Below are 21,243 nucleotides of genomic sequence, written 5' to 3' on the forward strand. Positions count from 1 at the left end.
CCCTGTTGCTCCTTGCCGGTGAACCATTTCCCACGGGAGGAACCATGCGCATAGCCGAGTTTGATCGGGACGAGGTACTGCGAAATGCCATGGAAGCGTTTCGCGCCAAGGGATATGCCAAGACCACCATGCAGGAGCTGGTGGCCGCCACCGGCCTGCACCCGGGCAGCATTTACGGCGCCTTTGGCAACAAGCGCGGCCTGCTGCTGGCGGCGGTGGATCACTATGTCGAGGGTAAACGCACCCTGCGCCGCTCCTTGCTCGACAACCCGAGCCCGCTGGCGGGCCTTGCTGCCTATCTCGATCAGGTGGTGACCGAGGCGCTCTGCGGCACCTGTCTGGTGACCCGCACCATGATGGAGCTGAGCGAACAGGATGAAGAGCTGACCCAGCGGGTCAAGGGGATCTATGGCGAGCTGGAGCAGGATCTGGCCGAGTTGCTGACACAGGCGCAGGCCAAGGGCGAACTGGCACCGGATAGCAATATCCATACCCTCACCGCCTTGCTGCTGATCAACCTGCAAGGGCTGGTCACCTTCGCCCAGTGTCGCCCCGATCGCCCCCTGCTCGACGACGTAGTCGCCCAGCTGATGCGGGCCCTGCGGGCGTAACGCGATACCGCAGAAACAACAGTGGCTCCCTCGGGAGCCACTGTTGTTTGCGGGAGGGTTACCTCGGCCCCACCAGCTCTTTCATCAAATCTTTCAGCCATACCAGCGCGGGTTGCTGGGCATGCACGGGGTGCCAGACGCAGTTGAGGTGATAATCCGGCACGTCTTCGGGCAGCGGCAGGCTTTTCAGCGGCCAGTGGGTGGCGAGCAGCTCGGCTACCATGCTGGGCAGTACCAAGAGGTGATCGCTCTGGCTGACGATGGCAGCGGCGGACATATAGCTCTGGCTGTTGACCGAGATGGTGCGGCTAAAGCCCTGACTCTTCAGATAGCGGTCGAGGCTCGCCTCCGAGGTGCCCAGCGGCGAGTGGAACACATGGGGCATGGCGATAAGCTGCTGCAAGGTGATGCGCTCCATCCACTGGGAGGGGTCATCCTCGGCACCGGCGGGGGCCGATTTGGCAATCGGCAGATCGGCGCGCACCAGTCCGGCCAGCGGTTCGGTGAGCCAGGTCTCTTTGCCCAGATACCCCGGCACCTGCATGTACTCGTCAAAGCCCAGCACCAGATCGATCTCGCCGCTCGCCAGCTCGGCTTCGGGCAGGGTGTCGCGCAGGATGCGGATCTCGATGGTGACCCCCGGCGCTAGCCGTCTGAGCCGCTGAATAAGCGGCGGGATCAGCACGCACTCCACGTAATCTGTGGTGCAGAGCACGAAGCGCCGCTTCGACTGGCTCGGCTCGAACTCCTCTTCCTCGGTGAGCTGCTGCTCCAGCAGCCGCAGCGCCTGTTGCACCCCGAGATGCAGCCGCTGGGCGCGCGAGGTCGGCAGCATCCCCTGCGGGGTGCGTACCAAAAGCGGGTCGCCGAGAAAGGTGCGCAGCCGGTTTAGGGAGTGGCTCATGGCGGGCTGGCTGATAAAGAGCGCCTCGGCGGCGCGGGTGACGCTCCCTTGCGTCATCAGGGCGTCAAACGCGAGCAGCAGATTGAGGTCGAGCTGGTGCAGTTTCATGGGGGGATTATTCGCCGTGTTTATGGGACAATCCATCCTATTCATTTGATGGATGGGGGCGCAACGTCTTAATCTGCGACCCACTCTTATTTTTCCGGGTTCCCGCACCGCATCTGGCGTAAACGGGGGCCTCAATCCATGCAAGGAGCCTTGCGATGAGCATCAAGACCATTAACTCCACGCCGGCCGCCGACGGCTTCACCATGCCCGCCGAGTGGGCGCACCAGCAGGCCGTCTGGATGATCTGGCCGTTTCGCCCGGACAACTGGCGCGTAGCCGGTCGCTTCGCGCAAGAGACCTTCGCCAAGGTGGCCGATGCCATCGGTGGTGCTACCCCGGTCTTTATGGGTGTACCGGCCCAGTTTATGGAGCAGGCCCGCGCCATCATGCCCGCCCACGTCACCTTGGTCGAGATGAACAGCGATGATTGCTGGGCCCGCGATACCGGCCCGACCATCGTCACCAACGCTGCCGGCGAGTGCCGTGGGGTGGATTGGGGCTTCAACGCCTGGGGCGGACACAAGGGTGGTCTCTACTACCCGTGGAATCAGGATGAAGAGGTTGCTGCCCAGATGCTGGCCCAGCACGGCATGGCTCGTTACGACGCGCCGCTGATTCTGGAAGGGGGCTCCATCCATGTCGATGGCGAAGGCACCTGCCTGACCACCGCCGAGTGCCTGCTCAACGAAAACCGCAACCCGCACCTGACCAAAGAGCAGATCGAAGCTCACCTGCGCGACTATCTGGGCGTCACCAGCTTTATCTGGCTGGACGAAGGCGTCTACATGGATGAAACCGACGGCCACATCGACAACATGTGCTGCTTCGTGCGTCCGGGTGAAGTGGCCCTGCACTGGACTGACGACCAGAACGATCCCCAGTACGCCCGCTCCGTGGCCGCCCTCAAGGTGCTGGAAGCGGCGGTCGATGCCAAGGGTCGCAAGCTGAAAGTGTGGAAGCTGCCCCAGCCGGGCCCGCTGTTCTGCACCGAAGAGGAGTCTGCCGGTGTCGAGAGCGGCAGCGGTGTGCCGCGCGAGGCCGAGGGCCGTCTGGCCGGTTCTTACGTGAACTTCCTCATCACCAACGATCGCATCGTCTACCCGCTGCTGGATGCCGCCACCGATGGCGAAGCCCAGCGCATTCTGGAAGAGATCTTCCCGGAGCACACCGTAGTCGGCGTGCCGGCCCGCGAGATCCTGCTGGGCGGTGGCAATATCCACTGCATTACTCAGCAGATCCCTTCCGGCAAATAAGAACCGGTTCCGGTGAGTATTCAAAACCCCACGCCGTGGGGTTTTATCTCTTGATGGTGTGATGGTCGCATGCGCTGATGCGGCGATCATCATGACAAACAGTCACCCTTTTACAGGAGATCCCCATGATCGAAGTGACCGAGGTTTCCATTGCCGAGCTGCGTGCCGCGCTCGAATCAGGCCGCACCACAGCGGTCGAACTGGTCAAGGCCTATCTGGCCCGGATCGAGGCCTACAATGGCCCCGAGACTGCCACCAAGCTCAACGCTTTGGTAGTCCCCAACCCCGATGCACTGAAAGAGGCGCAGGCGTCCGATGCGCGCCGCGCCCGTGGTGAAACTTTGGGGCCGCTCGACGGCATCCCCTACACCGCCAAAGACAGCTATCTGGTCAAGGGGCTGACTGCCGCCTCCGGCAGCCCGGCCTTCAAGGATCTGGTGGCCCAGCGTGATGCCTTTACCGTTGAGCGCCTGCGCGCCGCCGGTGCCATCTGCCTTGGCAAAACCAATATGCCGCCGATGGCCAATGGCGGCATGCAGCGCGGCGTCTATGGCCGTGCCGAGAGCCCCTACAACGCCGACTACCTGACCGCGCCGTTTGCCTCCGGCTCCTCCAACGGCGCTGGTACCGCCACCGCTGCCAGCTTCTCCGCCTTTGGTCTGGCCGAAGAGACCTGGTCGAGCGGCCGTGGCCCGGCCTCCAACAATGGCCTGTGTGCCTACACCCCGTCCCGTGGCGTCATCTCGGTGCGCGGCAACTGGCCGCTGACTCCGACTATGGATGTGGTGGTGCCCTATGCCCGCACCATGAACGATCTGCTGGAAGTGCTCGACGTGGTAGTGGCCGACGATGCCGATACCCGTGGCGATCTGTGGCGCCTGCAGCCCTGGGTGCAGCTGCCCAAGGCCTCTGAAGTGCGTCCGGCTTCCTATCTGGATCTGGCTGCCAAGCCTGATGCCCTCAAGGGCAAGCGCCTCGGCGTGCCGCGCATGTTTATCAACAAGGATGAACTGGTCGGCACCAGCGAAAACCCCGGTATCGGCGGCCCGACCGGTCAGCGCATCCATACCCGCGAGACCGTGATCGCCCTCTGGGAAGATGCGCGCAAGGCGCTGGAAGCCGCTGGCGCCGAAGTCATCGAAGTGGACTTCCCGCTGGTTTCCAACTGCGAAGGGGACCGACCCGGCGCGCCGACCGTGTTCAATCGCGGTATCGTGAGCCCGGAGTTTCTCAACGACGAGCTGTGGGAGCTCTCCGGCTGGGCGTTCGACGACTTCCTGCGTGCCAACGGCGATCCCAAGTTGAACAAGTTGGCCGATGTCGATGGGCCGAAGATCTTCCCCCACGATCCGGGCACCCTGCCGAACCGCGAGGGTGATCTGGCGGCGGGCATGGACGAGTACGTCAATATGGCCAAGCGCGGACTGAAATCCTGGGACGAGATCGCCACAGTGCCGGATGGCCTGCGTGGTCTGGAGAAGACCCGCAAGCTGGATCTGGAGGACTGGATGGACGGGCTCAAGCTCGACGCCGTGCTGTTCCCCACCGTCGCGGACGTCGCCCCGGCTGATGCGGATGTGAATCCGGCCTCTGCCGATATCGCCTGGAGCAACGGCATCTGGGTTGCAAACGGCAACCTCGCTATTCGCCACCTCGGCGTACCGACCGTCACCGTCCCTATGGGGGTGATGGCCGATATCGGTATGCCGGTGGGCCTGACCTTCGCCGGTCGCGCCTATGACGACAACAACCTGCTGCGCTTTGCCTCGGCCTTCGAGTCCACCGGCAGCAAGCGTATGGTGCCGCCGCGCACGCCGCCGTTGGCTTGAGCGTCGCCGCTGGCCTGATAGTTGTTAGATCAGGCACAAAGAGAGAGGGAGGCATTATGCCTCCCTCTTTTTTCGTCCATATTCTGGCTTTGGCCATCACACCCGGATGTTCTGGCCCGCCCCCATTTCGCTTTTTGTCACAGGCGGGGTCTGCTCATCCTGGGACAAGCTGGCCTCCCACTCGTGGGCCTTCTCCAGCAGATCGGCGAGGCTCTCCCTGATCTGCTGCGGACGATAGTTCCCCAACGCGAGCTGGGAGAAAAACGATACCCGCTCGGTGCCGGGATAGATGCCGACCCCGTAGCCATGGCGCAAGGGGGCGAGGGCATGCTCGCCAAAACGCAGGAACAATTCGCGAGACAGGCGCGCGGGAAGATCGCTCGCCGTGGTCACCGAGAGCACCAGCGCCATTTCGTCGGGCTGAGCCACGATATTGACCACAAAGGGGGCGCTCGATTCCTCTGCTGTTCGCTGGATCTCGAACGTGCAGACGCCGTTTTCATCGAAGGCCAGCGGTTCGACCGACAGCTCGGCCACGATTTTCTGATAGATATCCAACACAACACTCCAGTCCGGTTGCCCGGTCGTCTTCGAAGGGGCAGGGCACGATCACAAAGAGACGGCCCGCCACCGAGCGGGCCGTCATCCATATTCATGGCAAGGGTTACACCTTGATATTGAGTGCTCGGCCCTCTTCCAGCTCGAACATCCGGACATCGCTCACCGGATTGTCGTTAAAGCGCACGCTTTTCTTCATCTTGGCGGCGACGTTCTCCCCGTCCGATGAGCCAGTGCGCTCTTCGACCAGCGGTGAGGTCTTGTTGGCGCGGGTGTTTGCCTTGGTCAGGGCGTCCAGCTCGGCGTTGGCTCTTTGCTCAAACAGCTGGACGAAGCTGCGATTGAACTCGGCATTGACCTTGGCGTTGAACGCCTCCGATTCATGGCCCAGCGTATTCAACGCCGAACTGAGTGCCTCACCCGAGAGTGATTCGTGCAGGGAGATCGTCCGCTCGATCACCCGACTGCTCAGCATGCTGAAGATGGCATCTTTACCGTTGATAAAGCTGGAGAAGTGCTGCTGCACAAAGCTCAGGGAGTCCTTATCCAGCGTCTCCAGACCGAGGCGCTTCTTGTTGGCATCTGTGATATCGGCCATGGTCGCCGTTTTGGGGTCGCTACCCGGCTTCAGATATTGGGCCTCGTTCTTGAACTCGCTGACGGGCTGGTTAAAGGCTTGCTGCACAATCTTCTTGACTTGGCCAAGTTCGGTCAGCTGCCGCTGCACCTCGGACTGAATTTGAGTGGCCCGGGTAGTGAGTGCACTCTCCCCCTTGGTGGCGGCGCGGCTAAAGAAATCGACCACCGCATTTTTGATGCGGCCCAGCGTGCTTAAATGGGCCAGGTCCCGTTGTACGGAGACATCCCCACTCTTGCCGATATGAATGGTGTACTCCTTGCCTTCACCCAGATGAAGGGCAAGCTTCTGATTGCTGCCGGGATTGACGTTGGCGAGCTGCAGGCTGTCGATAGCCTTCAACATCACCGGGGTAGCTCCATGAATAGCCATGACCTTGGTTCCTTATCTCACTAACAAGCGATACATCTGGCCTGCATCATACCCGTCAGTGAAAACGCCGTTTATTAGCCATGGTTGCACTATTTTAGTTTGGGGTTGGTCTGCGCTGGCGTGTGTGAGGAGGGCGCAGCTCGTTGTGTCGCCTCGGCTTTGAGTCCAATAGCAGCAAGCGAATGGTGCCGCCACGGACGCCACCGTTGGTTTGATTGTTGTGAGTTAAATATCTCGGGTTCATTCTGAGATAATGAAAAAACCACCCATTATGCGGATGGTTTTTATTTAAATATGTTATTGGTTCGGCATTTCCATCTTATGTTCACCAAAAATTTCCACGCCTGAATATGCTACCTTGGGTAAGTGGACGCTCCACTCGCAATTTTCGTTGTAAGGTTGTTTAATCAGGTTTGCATTTTTGTTTGTTAATACCATTTCATAGTACTTTATACTTGGTTGTCGACCTTCCATCATTTTGATAATCGTATGCCTTATTTCAGCTGAGCATCGGAGACCAAACGTGATTTCCTCTAACATTAGGGGAGAGTCTTGAAGACCAATGTTACTTATCAGTCTGTATTCTTTTTCATATTTCCACGTTCTGCTTTTCTTTAAGAGAATTTCATTTTCTATGATGGCTTGTTCATCTTTATCATTTTTAACAAAGGCATTGTAAAGTGATGATGTTTTTATCACGCCATGCTTGCCATATATCACAGGCTTGATATCAGGAATAGGCTTTCTATTATTGCTATATCCAATACAGATACCTTTATGCTCATCACCATAATGGCTCCACATTAGCATATTTTTCCCATCTTTCGAAAAACAGAAAACACCTCTACTATAATGCTCCCTTAACTCCGAAAGTATATTTGAAGTTAATATTCCATTTTCAGTATCCTCCGGTGTACAGGTATACTCTGGATCGGTTGAGTTATAACTCATTCTATTTAAGTCATCTATTACTATGGATTTTGCCATTTCTTCTAGTAAGGGTTTTATTTTTTCTTCAATGTCTTTACCTCTAATGTTCTTTTCTGCATTTTTAAGTGTTCTAGGAAACTTTAGCCTAGCATATATCTTTCTTAGCTCTTCAATTGAAGAGTTATTCTCAATGGAGAACATTTTGCAGTCAAGTGGGTCATTAAAGGTTGCGGGTGAGGCATAAAATATTTTATCCCAACAAAGAGATTCTATTAGGTTAGTATTCATTGCCCTGTATTTGTAGAAAATCTCTTTCTTCATCACCGTGCCTACACGTTTTAGTGAGTAATTTCATGTATCATAATATGATTTCATATTTGTTTTCTAATCTATTGTCGTGATAGATTGAGCATTGTTTAGTTTGCATGATTGTCTTCACAGTTAGTGCCATGAGTTCGAATAGCGCAGCGTATTCGGATGTTCGCGAAAAGGAGGTCGTTGCCGATTTTTCCGTACGTTCCCCTGACTTCCCCCTGACTTCACCTTCTCTTCACACAGCCTCATTTTCCCCTCACAAATCCCCCGTATCTTCTGCCCACTGCTTAAAAGGCCCGGCTTGCCACAGGGGTGGCGAGGGGGCGGTTGGTTCGAGGGAGCAAGATGATGAAAGGTTGGATGAAGTGCACATTGGCCGGGGCCGTGGTGCTGATGGCGAGTTTCTGGGGTGGCAGCGTGCGGGCGGCGGGGATCTCCCTCAAGCAGGTGAGTGGCCCTGTCTATGTGGTGGAGGACAACTACTACGTCAAAGAGAACTCCATGGTCTATTTCGGGGCCAAGGGGGTGACGGTAGTGGGGGCGACCTGGACGCCGGATACCGCCCGCGAGCTGCACAAGCTCATTAAACGGGTCAGCAGCAAGCCGGTGCTGGAGGTGATCAACACCAACTACCACACCGATCGGGCGGGTGGTAATGCCTACTGGAAGTCCATCGGGGCCAAGGTGGTGGCGACGCGCCAGACCCGGGATCTGATGAAGAGCGACTGGGCCGAGATTGTCGCCTTTACCCGCAAGGGGCTGCCGGAGTACCCGGATCTGCCGCTGGTGCTGCCGAACGTGGTGCACGATGGCGACTTCACCCTGCAAGAGGGCAAGGTGCGTGCCTTTTATGCGGGCCCGGCCCATACGCCGGACGGCATCTTTGTCTACTTCCCCGACGAGCAGGTGCTCTATGGCAACTGCATCCTCAAGGAGAAGCTGGGCAACCTGAGCTTTGCCAATGTGAAGGCCTATCCGCAGACCATCGAGCGACTCAAGGCGATGAAGCTGCCGATCAAGACGGTGATTGGCGGTCACGACTCGCCGCTGCACGGGCCTGAGCTGATTGATCACTATGAAGAGCTGATCAAGGCGGTGCCGCAGTCATAAGGGTTGCGCGACAGACTGGCAGCAAGCCGTGCCATCGCTGCAATCAGCAGTCATAACGGCACACCACAAAACGCCCGCTTTCAGGAAATAAGCGGGGGTTTTGCTGTTGCGGCTTTTTTGGTGGCTGTGAGTGCGTGGTATTAACGCTGTTCAAGGGGAGTGGGCTTTCATAAGATGGCCCTCTCTCTTTTCCCTGAAAGTTATCCATTTTCGTTATGCAATACGCCTCTCTCGCGCGCCTCAAGCAGGCCTTTATCACCGGGATGTGGGCCTCGCTGGTCAGCATCGTTATCGGCTTCGCCTTCAAGGTGTGGCTGGCGCAGTGGGTCGCCAAGGGGGAGCTGGCGCTGTTCAACAGCGTGGTGGATTTGATCTCCCTCTCTTTTATCCTGATGACAGGTTTTCGCTCCTCCATGGTGGTGAGTTACTCCCAGACCAAAAACGATCGGGACATCATCAATATCTTTCGCTACTTCCTCATCGGCATCGTGCTGCTCACCTGGGGGGCGGTGATCCCCTATATCAAGCACGGGCTCCATATCCAGGTGGAGTATCTGCAACTGGTGGGGGTCATCTTCGGGCTGGGGCTCAAGGTCTACTTCACCAACCTGGTCGCCATGTACCGGATGTATGCGCTCTCCAACCGGGTCACCTGGCTGGAGCCGCTGGCCAACGGCCTGTTGTTTATGGCCTGCTATTTCGGGCTCGGGATGGATGCGCTTGCCTCGCTCTTCTACGGGCTGACCTTCTCGTCGCTCGCTATCGCCGGTTATATGTATGTTTCGCGCCGTCGGGCCATCGCCACCAGGCCGCTGGCCAAGGTGGCGCTCGGCCCAGAGATGGTGAGCTATGTGAAAAAGAGCTTCACCGCTTCGCTGGAGGCGGGGGCCAGCATCCTGATGATTTACATCACAGTGCTGCTCACTATCCGCCACTTCAGCATCGACGAGCTGGGGGATTTTCAGGTGGTGGTTCGCCCCATCTTTACCTATATGACCACCTTGTTCGTCTTCCCCATCTACCGCTTTGTGCTGCCTGAGCTGGCGGTCAATCTGCGCAATGGCGATCACCGCCAGATAAGGCTGATCCGGCGCTGGATCTTCCGCCTCTCCGCCATCGTCAGTCTGGCGTTCTTTGGCTTGATACTGCTGGCGGGCAAGCCGCTGGTGTTGCTGTTCTTCCCCGCCGACTACGTGGGGGCGGTGCCGGTGCTGTTCCACTTCTCCATCTTCTTTATCTTTATGATGCTCAACGGCTATCAGCTCGCCTATATCAAGGCTCACGGTCACTTTACCCAGAGTTTGTTGATCCGGTTGGCGGGCATAGTGGCGCTGATTGCGGCCTACTATCTGGTGGCCGAGTTCACCGCCAACGTGGTGGCGATTATCGTGGCGCTGGGGCTTGGCTATATGGTGATGTTTATCCTCTCGACCCTGGCGGAGCGGCAGATTTTGCGATCCCTGCCACTGGTGCTGGCGACCCGCTAGGGTGCTACTCGCCAAGAGCAGGCTCCTGTCAGATAACAAAAAACGCCCGTGCGGGCGTTTTTTTATTGGCGGCGAAGGACCGGCTTAACGCCTGCCCTTGCCACCCTTGTTGCCAGCGAGGGCCTGCTTTCTGGCACGCTGCTTCTGGGCCGCCTTGCTGTTGCGGCGCGGCTCGGGCTCGAAGCGGGTCAGATCCGGTTCAAAGCCGGGGAACCACTGCTGGGGCAAACGGGTGTCGAGCACCGCTTCCACCTTCTCCAGCAGCGGCGCATCTTCCGGGCTGAACAGGGTAATAGCGAGCCCCTTGTTGCCGGCGCGACCGGTGCGACCGATACGGTGGACGTAATCCTCGGCCACAAACGGGAACTCGAGGTTAATCACATAGTTGAGATCGCTGATATCGAGGCCGCGGGCTGCCACGTCGGTGGCGACCAGCGCCTGCAGGGTGCCGGCGCGAAACTCCAGCAGCACTTTTTCTCGCGCGCTCTGCGACAGATCGCCGTGGAAGGCGAGGGCATTGATGTCAGCCTTGCCGAGCTGCTGGGCCAGCTTGTCAGCACCTTGGCGGGTGCGGCTGAAGATAAGCGCCGGTGCCCACCCTTTCACTTTCAGCATATGTTCAACCAGCGCCAGCTTGCGATCGCTGTCCACCGTGTAGACCCGCTGCTCCACCTCGGCCGCCGTGGTGTTGCGCGGTGCCACTTCAATCAGCTCCGGGTCGCGCAGCAGTACCTTGCTCAAGGCAAACAGGTTGTCGTCGCAGGTGGCGGAGAAGAGCAGTGTCTGGCGATCCACCGGGATCTGTTTGAGCAGCGCCTTGATCTCATCCATAAAGCCCATGTCGAGCATACGATCCGCCTCGTCAAACACCAGATGGCGCAGGCTATCAAGGCTCAATGCCCCCTGACGCAGATGGTCGAGCAGACGGCCCGGGGTGGCGATCAGGATATCCACCCCGGCTTGAAGCGCCTCTACCTGCGCCGCGATACTCACCCCGCCGTAGACCAGCGTGCTGGTGAGACCGGTACCCTGGCCGTAGCGCGCGACACTCTCGGCAACCTGCACCGCCAGCTCGCGGGTCGGCACCAGCACCAGCGCGCGGGTCGGACGGGGCTCAGCTTGTGGCTGTTGTAGCAACTGCTCCAGCAGCGGCAGCACAAAGGCGGCGGTTTTGCCGGTGCCGGTCTGGGCCCCCGCCATCAGATCCCGTCCCGCCAGAATGACGGGGATGGCGCGAGCCTGAATGGGGGTCGGTGCGGCATAGCCGAGCTCGGTCAGGGTCTGCTGCAAGCGGGGGGAGAGGGCCAGTTCGGCAAAGGAGGCTGTGGACATAGGGGCACCAGTCGGGGTTATCGCGGCCTGCGGCCACGATGCAGTGAGTGATCGTGGCCGCGATGGTAACAGAAGCAGGGGGAGCGGCAGAAGGCGGCTATGCCTCTGCGTCGTCTGGCAACGGGCGGATCAGCCGGATCTTTTTGCCCTCGTAGCAGGCGATGTTGTGCTTGCCGTGCTGTTTGACGTGGTAGAGCAGCTCGTCGGCGAGATGCACTGCCTCGGTGACGGTGAGGTAGTCACGAATGCGGATCACCCCGGCGGAGAAGGTGATGGGGGTGGGCAGCTCGGGGATCCCCAATGGGCGATCCAGCAGGCGACCAGCTGAGTGGATCATCATCTCGTCATCCTCCATCCCCTTGAACAGCACGATAAACTCCTCGCCGCCCCAACGGATAGCTCTGTCCACCTTGCGGATATTGCTTCTGAGGTGGCGGGCAAAGGCGACCAGTGCCAGATCCCCGACGCTATGGCCATAGGTGTCGTTGATCGACTTGAAGTTGTCGATATCGAGGATCATCAGGTAGTCGTGCTCATGGAGCAGACTCTGGCAGAGCACATCTCTGCGTGGCAGCCGGGTCAGGTGGTCGGTGTGCGCCAGGGTGCGCAGCCGCAGGTAGATCTGCTTCCAGGCCACCATGCCCAGCAACAGCACGATGAGATAGACCTTGAAGGCTGCACTTTGCAGGGCCAGCTTGACGAAATCGAACCAGCTGTAGGACCACTTCAGATAGAGATCATCCCCCGCCTTGGTGCGCATAAAGGGTTTGCTCAGGCAGAGATGCCTCGGGCGGCAGGGTTCAGCGGCTTCAAACGATATGTTGGTGCGGGTCGGGTTGATGGTGTCGAAGGGGTGCAGCACATCGTTAAATGCTTCATCGACGGCGATATCGATACCGAGCAGTCCGTATTTGTAACCGCCGCGCCCCGACTGATGGATGAAGGGGAAGTACATCACTATGGTGTTGCGCATGCTGAAGCTGTCGATCTCGATATCGGAGACAAAGGCCTCATCGGCGCTGCACAAGGGGCGGCCGGGGGCAAAGCTGGCGCAACCGAAGTAGTGATACCAGGCGGGCAGGGTCATCAGATCCACCTTGATCGGCGCCAGTCTGGCGGGCAGCACATTGTTGTCGGCCACCATGCCGATCAGCCGGTAGTCATTCCAGATGGTGTAGATATTGATCACCTCCGGATAGGAGAGGGCATAGCGGAAGGTGTTGAGGAGATTGGCAGCCGGGTATTGCAGCGGAATATCGGCAAAGCGGTATTTGCTTTTGAGGTCATACCCGTAGAGATAGTCGCTGCCGACGCTATTCGGGGGCGGTGGCTGATCGAGCAGATGGTGTTGTGCCAGATAGCTGGTGATGTTCTCCACCTTGAGGATCTTGGCTCGCTGGTAGAAGACCTCGAACACGTTCTTCTGTCTGGCGGTGATGAGATCCATGTCGTGCTGGATAGTGAGATAGGTGTAGTAGAAGACAGTGCCCAGCCCGGTCAGGGCGAGCAGGGCCAATCCGGCCACTTTGACGATGAACTGGCGAGCAAACGCGGATGGCCAGCGCAAGGCTGGGGGATTACCTGAAAATAAGGTCATAGGTGTCTGGGTGCAGTACCGATAGGGGCGCGGGCGCCATACGGGCAAAGTATACGCGAAGGAAATCCCGACAGGATCCACCGACAAACCTTGCCAGAAGCTGAAGCCCTCACCACTTATTTATCCCTACTCCACGATCAGCACGCTCTCGCTGGCCAGATGGTGCAGCCACTCCCTGACGATCAGCAGCACGGCCGCAAAGTGCTCGTCGCGGGGCAGCAAGCTGGCGGCGAGGGGATCCCCTTCCGCCATCGCGGCCAGCTGGCCAAAGGCTTGTTCCACCAGATCCCAGTCGAGCTGGTTGTCCCCCAGCACTTCGGCCAGCGATGGTTGGCTGCGCAGGGTCAGCTGCAAGCCGAGCGGTATCTGCGGGGCGATGCGCATCAGCTCATCTTCCACCACCATGATGGCCCGCTCCAGTTCGAGCGGGGTGGGTGGCGCATTGCGAAACGGTCCGGGCTGGATGGCGTGGGTGCCAAAGGCCAGCAGGTAGTGTGACGGGGCCGCATCTGGCTGGCTCAGCCAGAGCTGGCTGCTCTGTTCACCAATTTCCAGCAGCAGGGTCATCATCTCCGGTACGGGTTGTGTCATGGTGCTGAGCTCCTGTATTGTAAACGTTTTCCCATTCTGCCTTTGATACCCCCGCCGCCGACGTTTGGCGAGCACAATTTCTGCGAGTCGTCCCTCACTTTGTTGCAAACCCCTTGCAAAAAAATCCATTGGTGGCAGTCTGGATGTCTAAATGGCTTTCGCTGTTTCGTTATCCTCAGATGATTCAGGAGTTCAGATATGGATATTCGCACCGCTCCCCGCGCCATCGCGCTCGCTCTCATGCTGGCAAGCGGCATCGCCGCCGCCAACGAAGCGCTGGTGATCCAGACCGATTTCGGCCTCAAAGATGGCGCCGTGTCGGCCATGAAGGGGGTTGCCTTCGGGGTGGATCGCACCCTGCCGCTCTATGACCTGACCCACGAGATCCCGGCTTACAACATCTGGGAAGCCTCCTACCGCCTCTACCAGACCCTGCAGTATTGGCCCAAGGGGACTGTGTTTGTCAGCGTGGTTGATCCCGGTGTCGGCACCGAGCGCAAGTCAGTGGTGCTCAAGACCAGGAGCGGCCACTACATCGTGACCCCGGACAACGGCACCCTGACTCTGGTGGCCGAGCACTTCGGTATCGAGGCGGTGCGCCAGATTGACGAGAAGCTCAACCGCCTCAAGGGCTCCGAGAAGTCCTACACCTTCCATGGCCGCGATGTGTATGCCTATACCGGCGCACGGCTCGCCTCTGGCGCCATCAGCTACGAGCAGGTTGGCCCGCTGCTGCCCGCCGAAGTGGTGAAGATCCCCTATCAGCCTGCGGTAGCCGAGAAAGATGGCACCCTCAAGGGCACCATCCCGATCCTCGATGTGCAGTACGGCAACGTCTGGACCAATATCGACGATGCCCTGCTGACCAAGGCGGGGATCAACAAGGGGGATAACGCCTGCATCAAGATCCGCGAAGGGGATGTTGTGAAATATGACGGCAAGGCGCCGTACGTCAGCAGTTTCGGTGACGTGCCGGAAGGTCAGCCGCTGGTCTACCTCAACAGTCTGCTGCAGGTGTCGGTGGCGCTGAACATGGACAGCTTCGCCGCCAAGCATCAGGTGCAATCCGGTGCCAACTGGCATATCAGCCTGAAGAAGTGTTCCTGAAGATTGTCGGGCTTTCGACAAGCGGGTTTAAGCAAGAGAGGGCAGCCAAAGAGGCTGCCCTCTCTCATCGGGTGGTAAGGCGTTGCTGATAAGAGGTTGTTGTCAAAAATCATATTAATTGAATGCAATTGATAATGATTGGTATTTGGTTGGATAATCGCGCACTTGTCTGACCACTCAACCATACCGAATGAAAACCAGCCTTTTACTGCTCAGCCTGTTGGCTCTGACCGCATGCAATGACAATCACAGCAATACGTCGGTGACCCCCTCACCCGAGGTGACCCCGCCGGTCGTCAAGCCGACCGAACCGCCTATCACGCCACCAATAGTACCGCCGGAAACTCATACCCGGGTTCCTCTGACCATTGAGGTCAATGTGGCTGATCGACTGGGGGCGGGAGCACAGCTTGAGGTGAGACAGGTCGCCTCCGGGATCCGCGTGCAACAGGCCATCGAACCGGGCCAGCTTGCCAGCATCACCTTGCCAGCAGGTCTGCAACTGGATCAGCCGCTGGAGCTGCTTGGTAGCGACGAGGGCTATCTGCTGCGCTCGGTATCGGTGCGGGTGGCGGATCTCTCAGCCGGGATCACGCTGGCGCGCCGCAACAGCGTGCCGCGGCTGGGGTTGAACGAGGAGGAGACGGCGCTCTTCCTGCTGGCGGATCAGAGCGGGGATGGTTCCCTCAGTCAGGCCGAGTGGGGCAGGGCAGAGGAGATCCGCGTGCAGCAACAGGCGGCTCTTCAGGATTACGCTGCCTTCCTGTTGGCCCAGCGCCAGCCGGGCGCCGTGCTCGACTATGCCGACAGCTGGCAGATGCTGCTGGCCCTGCGCGATGACAAGCAGGCGCGCAGCTGGTATCAGCGCAGCAACAGCGCCCAGATCCAGTCCGCCCGCACCCGGCTCTATCCCGCCAATCCGAGCCAGCCGGACGAGCCGGAGACGGCGGATCTGCTGCGCCTCGATGAGCAGGGGCTGCTGGTGGTGCGTGGCCTCTGGCAGTGCCTGCACGATGTGCGCACGGTCAGCGGGGTCAAGGGTAGCCAGTACTGGCTGTATGGCAGTGACACCAGTGCGTTGGCGGTTGCCAGCCAGCCACAACTGGCTGCGGGGCTGACCGCTTGCGGCCGTAGCGACTGGCGCCTGCCGACCCTCACCGAGTTCGAACGGCTGCTGAGCAGTGACAAGTCGGCATGGCGCTATCCCAATACCTTTGCTGTTGGCCTGCCCGCCCAGATCTGGCTGCAGGATGGTGCGGGTCAACCCCGTCTCTATCAACTGGCGACCCGAACCTGGCTGGATGAGGGAGAGGGGAGTCTGCTCTGGTATGCGCTGGCACCCTATCCGGTGCGTCCCTCCGTGGTGCGCGACAGCAGCAAGCCGGACATGGCGGCCCTGCGCGCCCAATATAGCGGTTCATCGGCCCAATGGCCTGCCGCCCGGGTGGATGAAGGGGTGGAATGGCAGGAGCTGGGGCCTCTGCCGGCGGTTCCCTTCCCGGCCGACAACCCCTATAGCCGGGCCAAGGTGGTGCTGGGTCAGCAGCTCTTTTTCGACAAGCAGCTCTCCAAGGGGCGGGACATCAGCTGTGCCAGTTGCCACGATCCGCAAAAGGGGTGGAGCGACGGCCTGAGCGTCTCGGTCGGTCATCTGGGTCAGAAGGGCAATCGCAACGCCCCCTCCATTCTCAACAGCGCCTTCAGCTCGACCCAGTTCTGGGACGGGCGGGTCGCCACGCTGGAGGAGCAGTCGCTTCACCCGATCCAGAATCCCATCGAAATGGCGCTGAGTCATGACGAGCTGCTGGCTCGCTTGCAGGCCAGCCCCGACTATCAGGCTGCTTTTGCTACCGCCTTTGGCGATCAGGGGATCACGCTAGAGCGGATCGCCAAGGCGATCTCCACCTTCGAGCGCACCATCATCAGCCGCGACAGCGATTTTGAGCGCTTCGTCAAAGGGGATAGTCAGGCTCTCAGTGACAAGGCGCTGTGGGGGATGCACCTCTACCGAACCGATGGCCGCTGCATGAACTGCCACTCCGGCCCGCTGCTGAGTCAGCACGGGTTCGAGAGTGTGGGGCTCACCTATTACGGTCGTGGCAAGCTGGAAGATCGCGGGCGCTTCCTGCAGACCCGTAACAAGGCGGATATCGGTCGCTTCAAGACCCCCAGCTTGCGGGACGTCGCCTTTACCGGCCCCTATATGCACAACGGCATCTTCCCGATCCTGGCCCAGCGTATCGGCGGCTCGGTGCAGGGGGTGGTGGCCATGTACAACTTTGGCGTGACCAAGTGGAGCAGCGGGGTCGGCTTCCCGACCGGTGCGGATCAATATGATCCCTTCTTCCCCAAAGCCTCCGATCACCTGCATGCCCTTGGCCTCAGCAATGACGAGCTCGATGCCATCGGTGAGTTTTTGCGCAGTGCCTCGGCCGAGCCGCGCCGCACCCCGGCCACTGTTGCTGAGCTGGGGGTGAGTGAGGCGGATGACCCGGCTCCGGTGGGAGCGGTGATCACCGGCTTGGCCGTGCTGCCTGCCCCGCCTCAGCTGGAAGTGGGGCGGACGCTTCCTCTGCAACTGCAGTGGCAACTGAGCGATGGCTCTCTCGGCCCGCTCGATGCGCCTGTTGAGTGGCGCAGCGAACAGCCGGAGTTCGCTACCGTGAGTCCGCAGGGCGAGGTGCGCGGTGTGGCGGTCGGTACGGCACGACTGGTGGCGACCACGGCTCGTCACACGTTGACCGTGACGGTGCAGGTGGTGGATGCCCAGCCCGATTTTGCCCGGGGCTGTCGTCAACCCGAGCTGGTGGCGAGCAAGCTTGCCTTTGTCTGCCAGCTGACCAGGGACGAGGCGGATCGTCTGTCCATCTCCTATGACGGTGTGAGCAGTGACAGCGATGGTGACTACAATCCCTTCCCGCTGGAGTATGTGACCATGGGTCAAGCGCGGGCGCGGGATTACTGCCAGCAGCTGGTGGCGAGCGGCCACGATGACTGGCGTCTGCCGACCCGGGCCGAGCTGGAGGCGTTGTTTGCCGCTTACAACAAGGATGGCGCGACGGATCAGTTGCTTCAGCAGCAGGGGTGGCCGCTCTACAACCGCTACTGGAGCAGCGATGCGACTGCCAATGATGATGGTGAGCTGCCGCTGCTCGACCTGAGCACCGGCGACCTGTTGTGGGATCTGGCAGACGAGGCTCATGCCGCCACCTGCGTCAGGGCCATCTAGCCTTCATAGATAGTCAGATGAAAAACGGGCGCTTCGGCGCCCGTTTTGTTCTCTGGTAATAAAAGAAAGGGATCAGAACTCGTTGGAGAGCGCCTTGTACCCTTTGACCAGATCGATATTGGTGTGGGCCACATCTTCGGAGAATTCGGCGGCATCCACCGAAACCCGCGGGAAATAGAGGGATCAGAACTCGTTGGAGAGCGCCTTGTACCCTTTGACCAGATCGATATTGGTGTGGGCCACGTCCTCGGAGAACTCGGCTGCATCCACTGAAACCCGTGGGATATGGGTCAGATCGCTCTGCTGGTTGATACGGGTGGTGGAGGGGACGTAGAACTCCGGCGGCAGATCGCAGCCATCGATCACCGAGTTGTGACGCACCACGGCACCATCGCCGATATGGCAGTTGAACAGCACGCTGTTGAAGCCGATAAAGACCCGGTTTCCCACTTCGCACGGTCCGTGGACGATGGAACGGTGGGCGATGGAGGTGTACTCGCCGATGGTGACGGCGGCGCCGGATTTGGAGTGGATCACCACGCCATCCTGGATATTGGAGTTGGCGCCGATGACGATGGGTTCCATATCTCCACTCTCATCCACCTCGTCGGCACGGATCACTGCATAGGGGCCGACAAAGACATTTTCTTTGATGATCACCTTGCCGCAGATGATGGCGGTCTTGTCGATATAGGCGGATTCGTCGATGACAGGTAGATGGCCGGAGGGATTCTTGCGGATCATGTTACATCCTGTGGTTGCTTGAAATGATGCGGTGGCGCACCCGGCGCCAGGATGCCAGCTTACGCCTCGTTATTATCCGGTGAAACCCCGAAGTGGTCTGACCCTTGTCGCAAGCCTTGGCGGGAGCACTGTTTCCGCGCGCTGGAATATGGGAGCATTGCAGCCATTCCCGAGTTGGTTGAAATGGACATATATAGATGAAGAAGATGATTGCCCTGTTGGCGGGTGGTTTGTTGCTCTCCTCGGCCGTGCAGGCCAAAGGGGAGGCGGGGGAGTTTGACTATTACGCCATGGCGCTCTCCTGGTCGCCCGAGCACTGCGCCGTCAAACCGGCGGATCGGGACCAGTGTTCCCGCAAGCTGGGCTTTGTGCTGCATGGTCTTTGGCCCCAGTACGATCGCGGTTACCCCAGCAACTGCACTCGCGAACGGCTCGATCCCGATATGGAGAGCGAGTTTGCCGACCTCTACCCCAGCCGTTTCCTCTATCGTCATGAGTGGGAGAAACATGGCACCTGCTCCGGCCTGAGCCAGCAGGCCTTCCATCAGCTGGCGAGTGATTTGCGCCAGAAGGTGAAGATCCCGGCGGCTTATCAATCCCCGGAAGAGCCGCTGCGCAAAACCAGCTTCCAGCTCAAGGCCGATCTGGCTAGCGCCAACGAGTGGCTGGCCCCCGACAACATCACGGTGGCTTGCGCCGATGGTGGCCGCTTCCTGCGGGAGATCTACATCTGCGTCAATAAAGAGGGGACGGATGCGGTCACCTGCTCCGCCGAGATGCAAAAGCGCGAGCGCCGCTCCTGCGGTCAGCCGGACTTCCTGCTGCGCAGCGTGCGTTAAGCCTCCACTCTCTCCATCGGGCCCCTTGCGGGCCTGATGTGTAACCACGGTTATCGGAAAGGAGTCTGACAGATGGATGGCAACAACCGGTTTGGCCCGCAAGAACGGGCAATGTTGCTCGGGGTGAAAGGGGTAGGGCCGACCGTTATCGGGGGCTCGAACAGCTGGGCTACCATACCCTGGCCGGATTGGCCGAGGCCGACACCACCCATATCGTCCAGCTGGTGGCCAGCATGTTGGGCTCGACTTGTTGGCAGAACAGCCCGCAGGCGCGCAGTGCTATCGACGGCGCCATTGCGCTGGCCCGCGCACATCTGGCGGCGGATGCGACAAACGGGGTGAATGGATGAGCCTCTTTACCGAACTGGGGATGCGTTATCCCATCATTCAGGCGCCGATGGCCGGTGTGCAGGGAAGCGAGCTGGCGCTGGCCGTGACCCGTGCGGGCGGCTTGGGCTCCTTGCCTGCCGCCATGCTCACGCCAGCGGAGCTGCGCAGCGAACTGGAGCGACTTGCCCAAAGCGGCCTTGGGCCATTTAACATCAACTTCTTCTGCCATCGGCAACGGGAACCTGATCCCGTTGCTCTGGCCAGCTGGCAGCAGCGCCTTGCTCCCTACTATGCCGAGTTCGGCATACTTCCCCCAGCGGTCACGATGGCGCCAAGCCGTGCACCTTTCAATGAGGAGCATGCCGCCATGGTGACCGAGTTCAGACCTGCGGTGGTCAGCTTCCACTTTGGTTTGCCCGCGCCCGAGCTGCTTGTCCAAGTGAAAGCTGCGGGGGCCAAGGTATTTGCCAGTGCCACCACGGTGGCGGAGGCTATTTGGCTTGCTCAGCACGGTGCCGACGCCATCATCGCTCAGGGATTGGAGGCGGGCGGCCATCGCGGTCATTTCCTCTTCGATGATCTCGCCTTGCAGCAGAGCACCTTGACCCTGCTGGCGCAGATCCTCGCGGTGACCGATCTGCCGGTGATTGCCGCTGGCGGTATCGTCGATGACAAGGGGATCGCCAACGCGTTGGCAATGGGGGCGAGCGCCGTGCAGATGGGCACTGCTTTTCTCTGCTGCCATGAAGCGACCACCTCGGCGTTGCATCGCGCCGCCATCCATTCACCAGAGGGCCAGCAGACGGCACTGACCAATCTGTTCAGTGGACGTCCGGCGCGGGGGATCGTCAACCGTCTTATGAAAGAGCTGGGCCCGCTCTCGGATCTTGCCCCTCACTTCCCCTATGCCAGTGGCGCACTGGCCCCGCTGCGCGTCGCCGCCGAGAAGGCGGGGGATAGTGGCTTCTCTCCGCTCTGGGCTGGGCAGGATGTATCGGGCTGCCGGGATCTTCCCGCTGGTGAGCTGATGGCGTGCTGGGTCAAAGAGGCTGGATTGGGATAAGCGCTTCTATATACGCCTCTTTATATAGAAGCGGCCGTTGGTGCTGCGTGTTAGATGCGACTGTGCTTATCCGGGGCAAAACCACCTCATTTCGCACACGCCTGTGGATAAGTCTGTATAAAGGCTGTGTGTTGATATGAATAACCAAGAAATTGCACTTTTTTGCAATTTTATTGCGGTAAAGCCTTGCCAATGTGAGCTGGATCTCTATAATGCGCCACATCGACAGGGCAAGCGGCAACGCAAACAACCTCGTCGATGACCTCGAAAAGCCCTTGAAAATAAGGCTTGACTCGA

Annotated in this window: 17 protein-coding genes and 1 pseudogene; 10 read left to right on the forward strand and 8 right to left on the reverse strand. The window is 59.5% G+C overall.

Translation table 11 applies throughout. From position 1 onward, the window contains the following. The first annotated feature begins 44 nt into the window (after positions 1-44). Positions 45-611, forward strand: coding sequence for a TetR/AcrR family transcriptional regulator (locus AACR14_RS10780; RefSeq protein WP_019446177.1), 567 nt, complete (start codon positions 45-47; stop codon positions 609-611). Positions 612-669: 58 nt separating this feature from the next. Here AACR14_RS10780 and AACR14_RS10785 read toward each other — a convergent pair whose 3' ends face one another. Continuing rightward, positions 670-1,623, reverse strand: a complete 954-nt coding sequence (locus AACR14_RS10785) for a LysR family transcriptional regulator (protein ID WP_019446178.1) — start codon at positions 1,621-1,623, stop codon at positions 670-672. Between the two features lie 155 nt (positions 1,624-1,778). On the opposite strand from AACR14_RS10785, the gene aguA reads away from it, so the two are divergent. Both aguA and AACR14_RS10795 read left to right on the forward strand, forming a co-directional pair. Next, the gene (aguA, locus tag AACR14_RS10790; protein ID WP_019446179.1) at positions 1,779-2,876 is read left to right on the forward strand and encodes an agmatine deiminase; all 1,098 of its coding nucleotides are present in this window, start codon (positions 1,779-1,781) and stop codon (positions 2,874-2,876) included. A 125-nt stretch (positions 2,877-3,001) separates the two neighbouring features. After that, positions 3,002-4,705 (forward strand): amidase, encoded by a 1,704-nt coding sequence (locus tag AACR14_RS10795; RefSeq protein ID WP_019446180.1) that lies wholly within the window; start codon positions 3,002-3,004, stop codon positions 4,703-4,705. A 96-nt stretch (positions 4,706-4,801) separates the two neighbouring features. Here the strand turns inward: AACR14_RS10795 and AACR14_RS10800 are convergent, their stop codons facing one another. The 3 genes from AACR14_RS10800 to AACR14_RS10810 all read right to left on the reverse strand — a co-directional run bounded on the left by AACR14_RS10800 (position 4,802) and on the right by AACR14_RS10810 (position 7,523). Beyond that, positions 4,802-5,266 (reverse strand): CesT family type III secretion system chaperone, encoded by a 465-nt coding sequence (locus AACR14_RS10800; protein WP_236285185.1) that lies wholly within the window; start codon positions 5,264-5,266, stop codon positions 4,802-4,804. 103 nt (positions 5,267-5,369) lie between these two features. Beyond that, complete coding sequence (locus AACR14_RS10805; protein WP_019446182.1) at positions 5,370-6,272, reverse strand: hypothetical protein; 903 nt, start codon at positions 6,270-6,272, stop codon at positions 5,370-5,372. 297 nt (positions 6,273-6,569) lie between these two features. Further along, complete coding sequence (locus AACR14_RS10810) at positions 6,570-7,523, reverse strand: DUF2971 domain-containing protein (protein WP_019446183.1); 954 nt, start codon at positions 7,521-7,523, stop codon at positions 6,570-6,572. A 339-nt stretch (positions 7,524-7,862) separates the two neighbouring features. On the opposite strand from AACR14_RS10810, the gene cphA reads away from it, so the two are divergent. Beyond that, positions 7,863-8,627, forward strand: coding sequence for a CphA family subclass B2 metallo-beta-lactamase (gene cphA / locus AACR14_RS10815; RefSeq protein WP_083851951.1), 765 nt, complete (start codon positions 7,863-7,865; stop codon positions 8,625-8,627). Positions 8,628-8,842: 215 nt separating this feature from the next. Next, positions 8,843-10,114 carry a membrane protein gene (locus tag AACR14_RS10820; protein ID WP_019446185.1) on the forward strand — a complete coding sequence of 424 codons (1,272 nt, stop codon included), beginning with the start codon at positions 8,843-8,845 and terminating at the stop codon, positions 10,112-10,114. A gap of 84 nt (positions 10,115-10,198) precedes the next feature. Here AACR14_RS10820 and AACR14_RS10825 read toward each other — a convergent pair whose 3' ends face one another. The 3 genes from AACR14_RS10825 to AACR14_RS10835 form a co-directional block, all read right to left on the reverse strand. Further along, positions 10,199-11,446 carry a DEAD/DEAH box helicase gene (locus AACR14_RS10825; RefSeq protein ID WP_019446186.1) on the reverse strand — a complete coding sequence of 416 codons (1,248 nt, stop codon included), beginning with the start codon at positions 11,444-11,446 and terminating at the stop codon, positions 10,199-10,201. A 97-nt stretch (positions 11,447-11,543) separates the two neighbouring features. Further along, a complete protein-coding gene (locus AACR14_RS10830) occupies positions 11,544-13,013 on the reverse strand; it encodes a GGDEF domain-containing protein (RefSeq protein WP_019446187.1) in 1,470 nt (489 codons plus the stop codon). Between the two features lie 156 nt (positions 13,014-13,169). Further along, complete coding sequence (locus tag AACR14_RS10835) at positions 13,170-13,634, reverse strand: hypothetical protein (RefSeq protein ID WP_019446188.1); 465 nt, start codon at positions 13,632-13,634, stop codon at positions 13,170-13,172. A 198-nt stretch (positions 13,635-13,832) separates the two neighbouring features. Here AACR14_RS10835 and AACR14_RS10840 point away from each other — a divergent pair, with 198 nt between their 5' ends. Together AACR14_RS10840 and AACR14_RS10845 are read left to right on the forward strand one after the other, a co-directional pair. Beyond that, entirely contained in the window at positions 13,833-14,741 is a 909-nt protein-coding gene (locus AACR14_RS10840; RefSeq protein ID WP_019446189.1) for an SAM hydrolase/SAM-dependent halogenase family protein, read from the forward strand. A gap of 190 nt (positions 14,742-14,931) precedes the next feature. Next, on the forward strand, positions 14,932-17,970 hold the full coding sequence (locus AACR14_RS10845; protein WP_026035044.1) for a cytochrome c peroxidase: 3,039 nt from the start codon (positions 14,932-14,934) through the stop codon (positions 17,968-17,970). A gap of 183 nt (positions 17,971-18,153) precedes the next feature. On the opposite strand, the gene AACR14_RS10850 is transcribed toward AACR14_RS10845, so the two are convergent. Beyond that, a complete protein-coding gene (locus AACR14_RS10850) occupies positions 18,154-18,714 on the reverse strand; it encodes a gamma carbonic anhydrase family protein (protein ID WP_005335471.1) in 561 nt (186 codons plus the stop codon). A 197-nt stretch (positions 18,715-18,911) separates the two neighbouring features. Here AACR14_RS10850 and AACR14_RS10855 point away from each other — a divergent pair, with 197 nt between their 5' ends. From AACR14_RS10855 to AACR14_RS10865, 3 genes and pseudogenes are all read left to right on the forward strand, one after another. Next, entirely contained in the window at positions 18,912-19,553 is a 642-nt protein-coding gene (locus tag AACR14_RS10855) for a ribonuclease T2 family protein (RefSeq protein WP_019446191.1), read from the forward strand. Positions 19,554-19,625: 72 nt separating this feature from the next. Further along, positions 19,626-19,903: pseudogene (locus AACR14_RS10860) on the forward strand (helix-hairpin-helix domain-containing protein). Beyond that, on the forward strand, positions 19,900-20,946 hold the full coding sequence (locus AACR14_RS10865) for an NAD(P)H-dependent flavin oxidoreductase (protein WP_019446193.1): 1,047 nt from the start codon (positions 19,900-19,902) through the stop codon (positions 20,944-20,946). The pseudogene AACR14_RS10860 and the gene AACR14_RS10865 overlap by 4 nt, the downstream one beginning before the upstream one ends. The last annotated feature ends 297 nt before the right edge of the window (positions 20,947-21,243 follow it).

Source organism: Aeromonas sp. 159, assembly GCF_963862045.1.
GTDB classification, from domain to species: Bacteria; Pseudomonadota; Gammaproteobacteria; order Enterobacterales; family Aeromonadaceae; genus Aeromonas; species Aeromonas veronii.

Bases quoted from the DNA above. Each gene is read 5' to 3' on its own strand.
- AACR14_RS10780 (WP_019446177.1), top strand. From the start codon at position 45: ATGCGCATAGCCGAGTTTGATCGGGACGAGGTACTGCGAAATGCCATG.
- AACR14_RS10785 (WP_019446178.1), bottom strand. From the start codon at position 1,623: ATGAAACTGCACCAGCTCGACCTCAATCTGCTGCTCGCGTTTGACGCC.
- aguA (WP_019446179.1), top strand. From the start codon at position 1,779: ATGAGCATCAAGACCATTAACTCCACGCCGGCCGCCGACGGCTTCACC.
- AACR14_RS10795 (WP_019446180.1), top strand. From the start codon at position 3,002: ATGATCGAAGTGACCGAGGTTTCCATTGCCGAGCTGCGTGCCGCGCTC.
- AACR14_RS10805 (WP_019446182.1), bottom strand. From the start codon at position 6,272: ATGGCTATTCATGGAGCTACCCCGGTGATGTTGAAGGCTATCGACAGC.
- AACR14_RS10810 (WP_019446183.1), bottom strand. From the start codon at position 7,523: ATGAAGAAAGAGATTTTCTACAAATACAGGGCAATGAATACTAACCTA.
- cphA (WP_083851951.1), top strand. From the start codon at position 7,863: ATGATGAAAGGTTGGATGAAGTGCACATTGGCCGGGGCCGTGGTGCTG.
- AACR14_RS10820 (WP_019446185.1), top strand. From the start codon at position 8,843: ATGCAATACGCCTCTCTCGCGCGCCTCAAGCAGGCCTTTATCACCGGG.
- AACR14_RS10825 (WP_019446186.1), bottom strand. From the start codon at position 11,446: ATGTCCACAGCCTCCTTTGCCGAACTGGCCCTCTCCCCCCGCTTGCAG.
- AACR14_RS10835 (WP_019446188.1), bottom strand. From the start codon at position 13,634: ATGACACAACCCGTACCGGAGATGATGACCCTGCTGCTGGAAATTGGT.
- AACR14_RS10840 (WP_019446189.1), top strand. From the start codon at position 13,833: ATGGATATTCGCACCGCTCCCCGCGCCATCGCGCTCGCTCTCATGCTG.
- AACR14_RS10845 (WP_026035044.1), top strand. From the start codon at position 14,932: ATGAAAACCAGCCTTTTACTGCTCAGCCTGTTGGCTCTGACCGCATGC.
- AACR14_RS10850 (WP_005335471.1), bottom strand. From the start codon at position 18,714: ATGATCCGCAAGAATCCCTCCGGCCATCTACCTGTCATCGACGAATCC.
- AACR14_RS10855 (WP_019446191.1), top strand. From the start codon at position 18,912: ATGAAGAAGATGATTGCCCTGTTGGCGGGTGGTTTGTTGCTCTCCTCG.
- AACR14_RS10865 (WP_019446193.1), top strand. From the start codon at position 19,900: ATGAGCCTCTTTACCGAACTGGGGATGCGTTATCCCATCATTCAGGCG.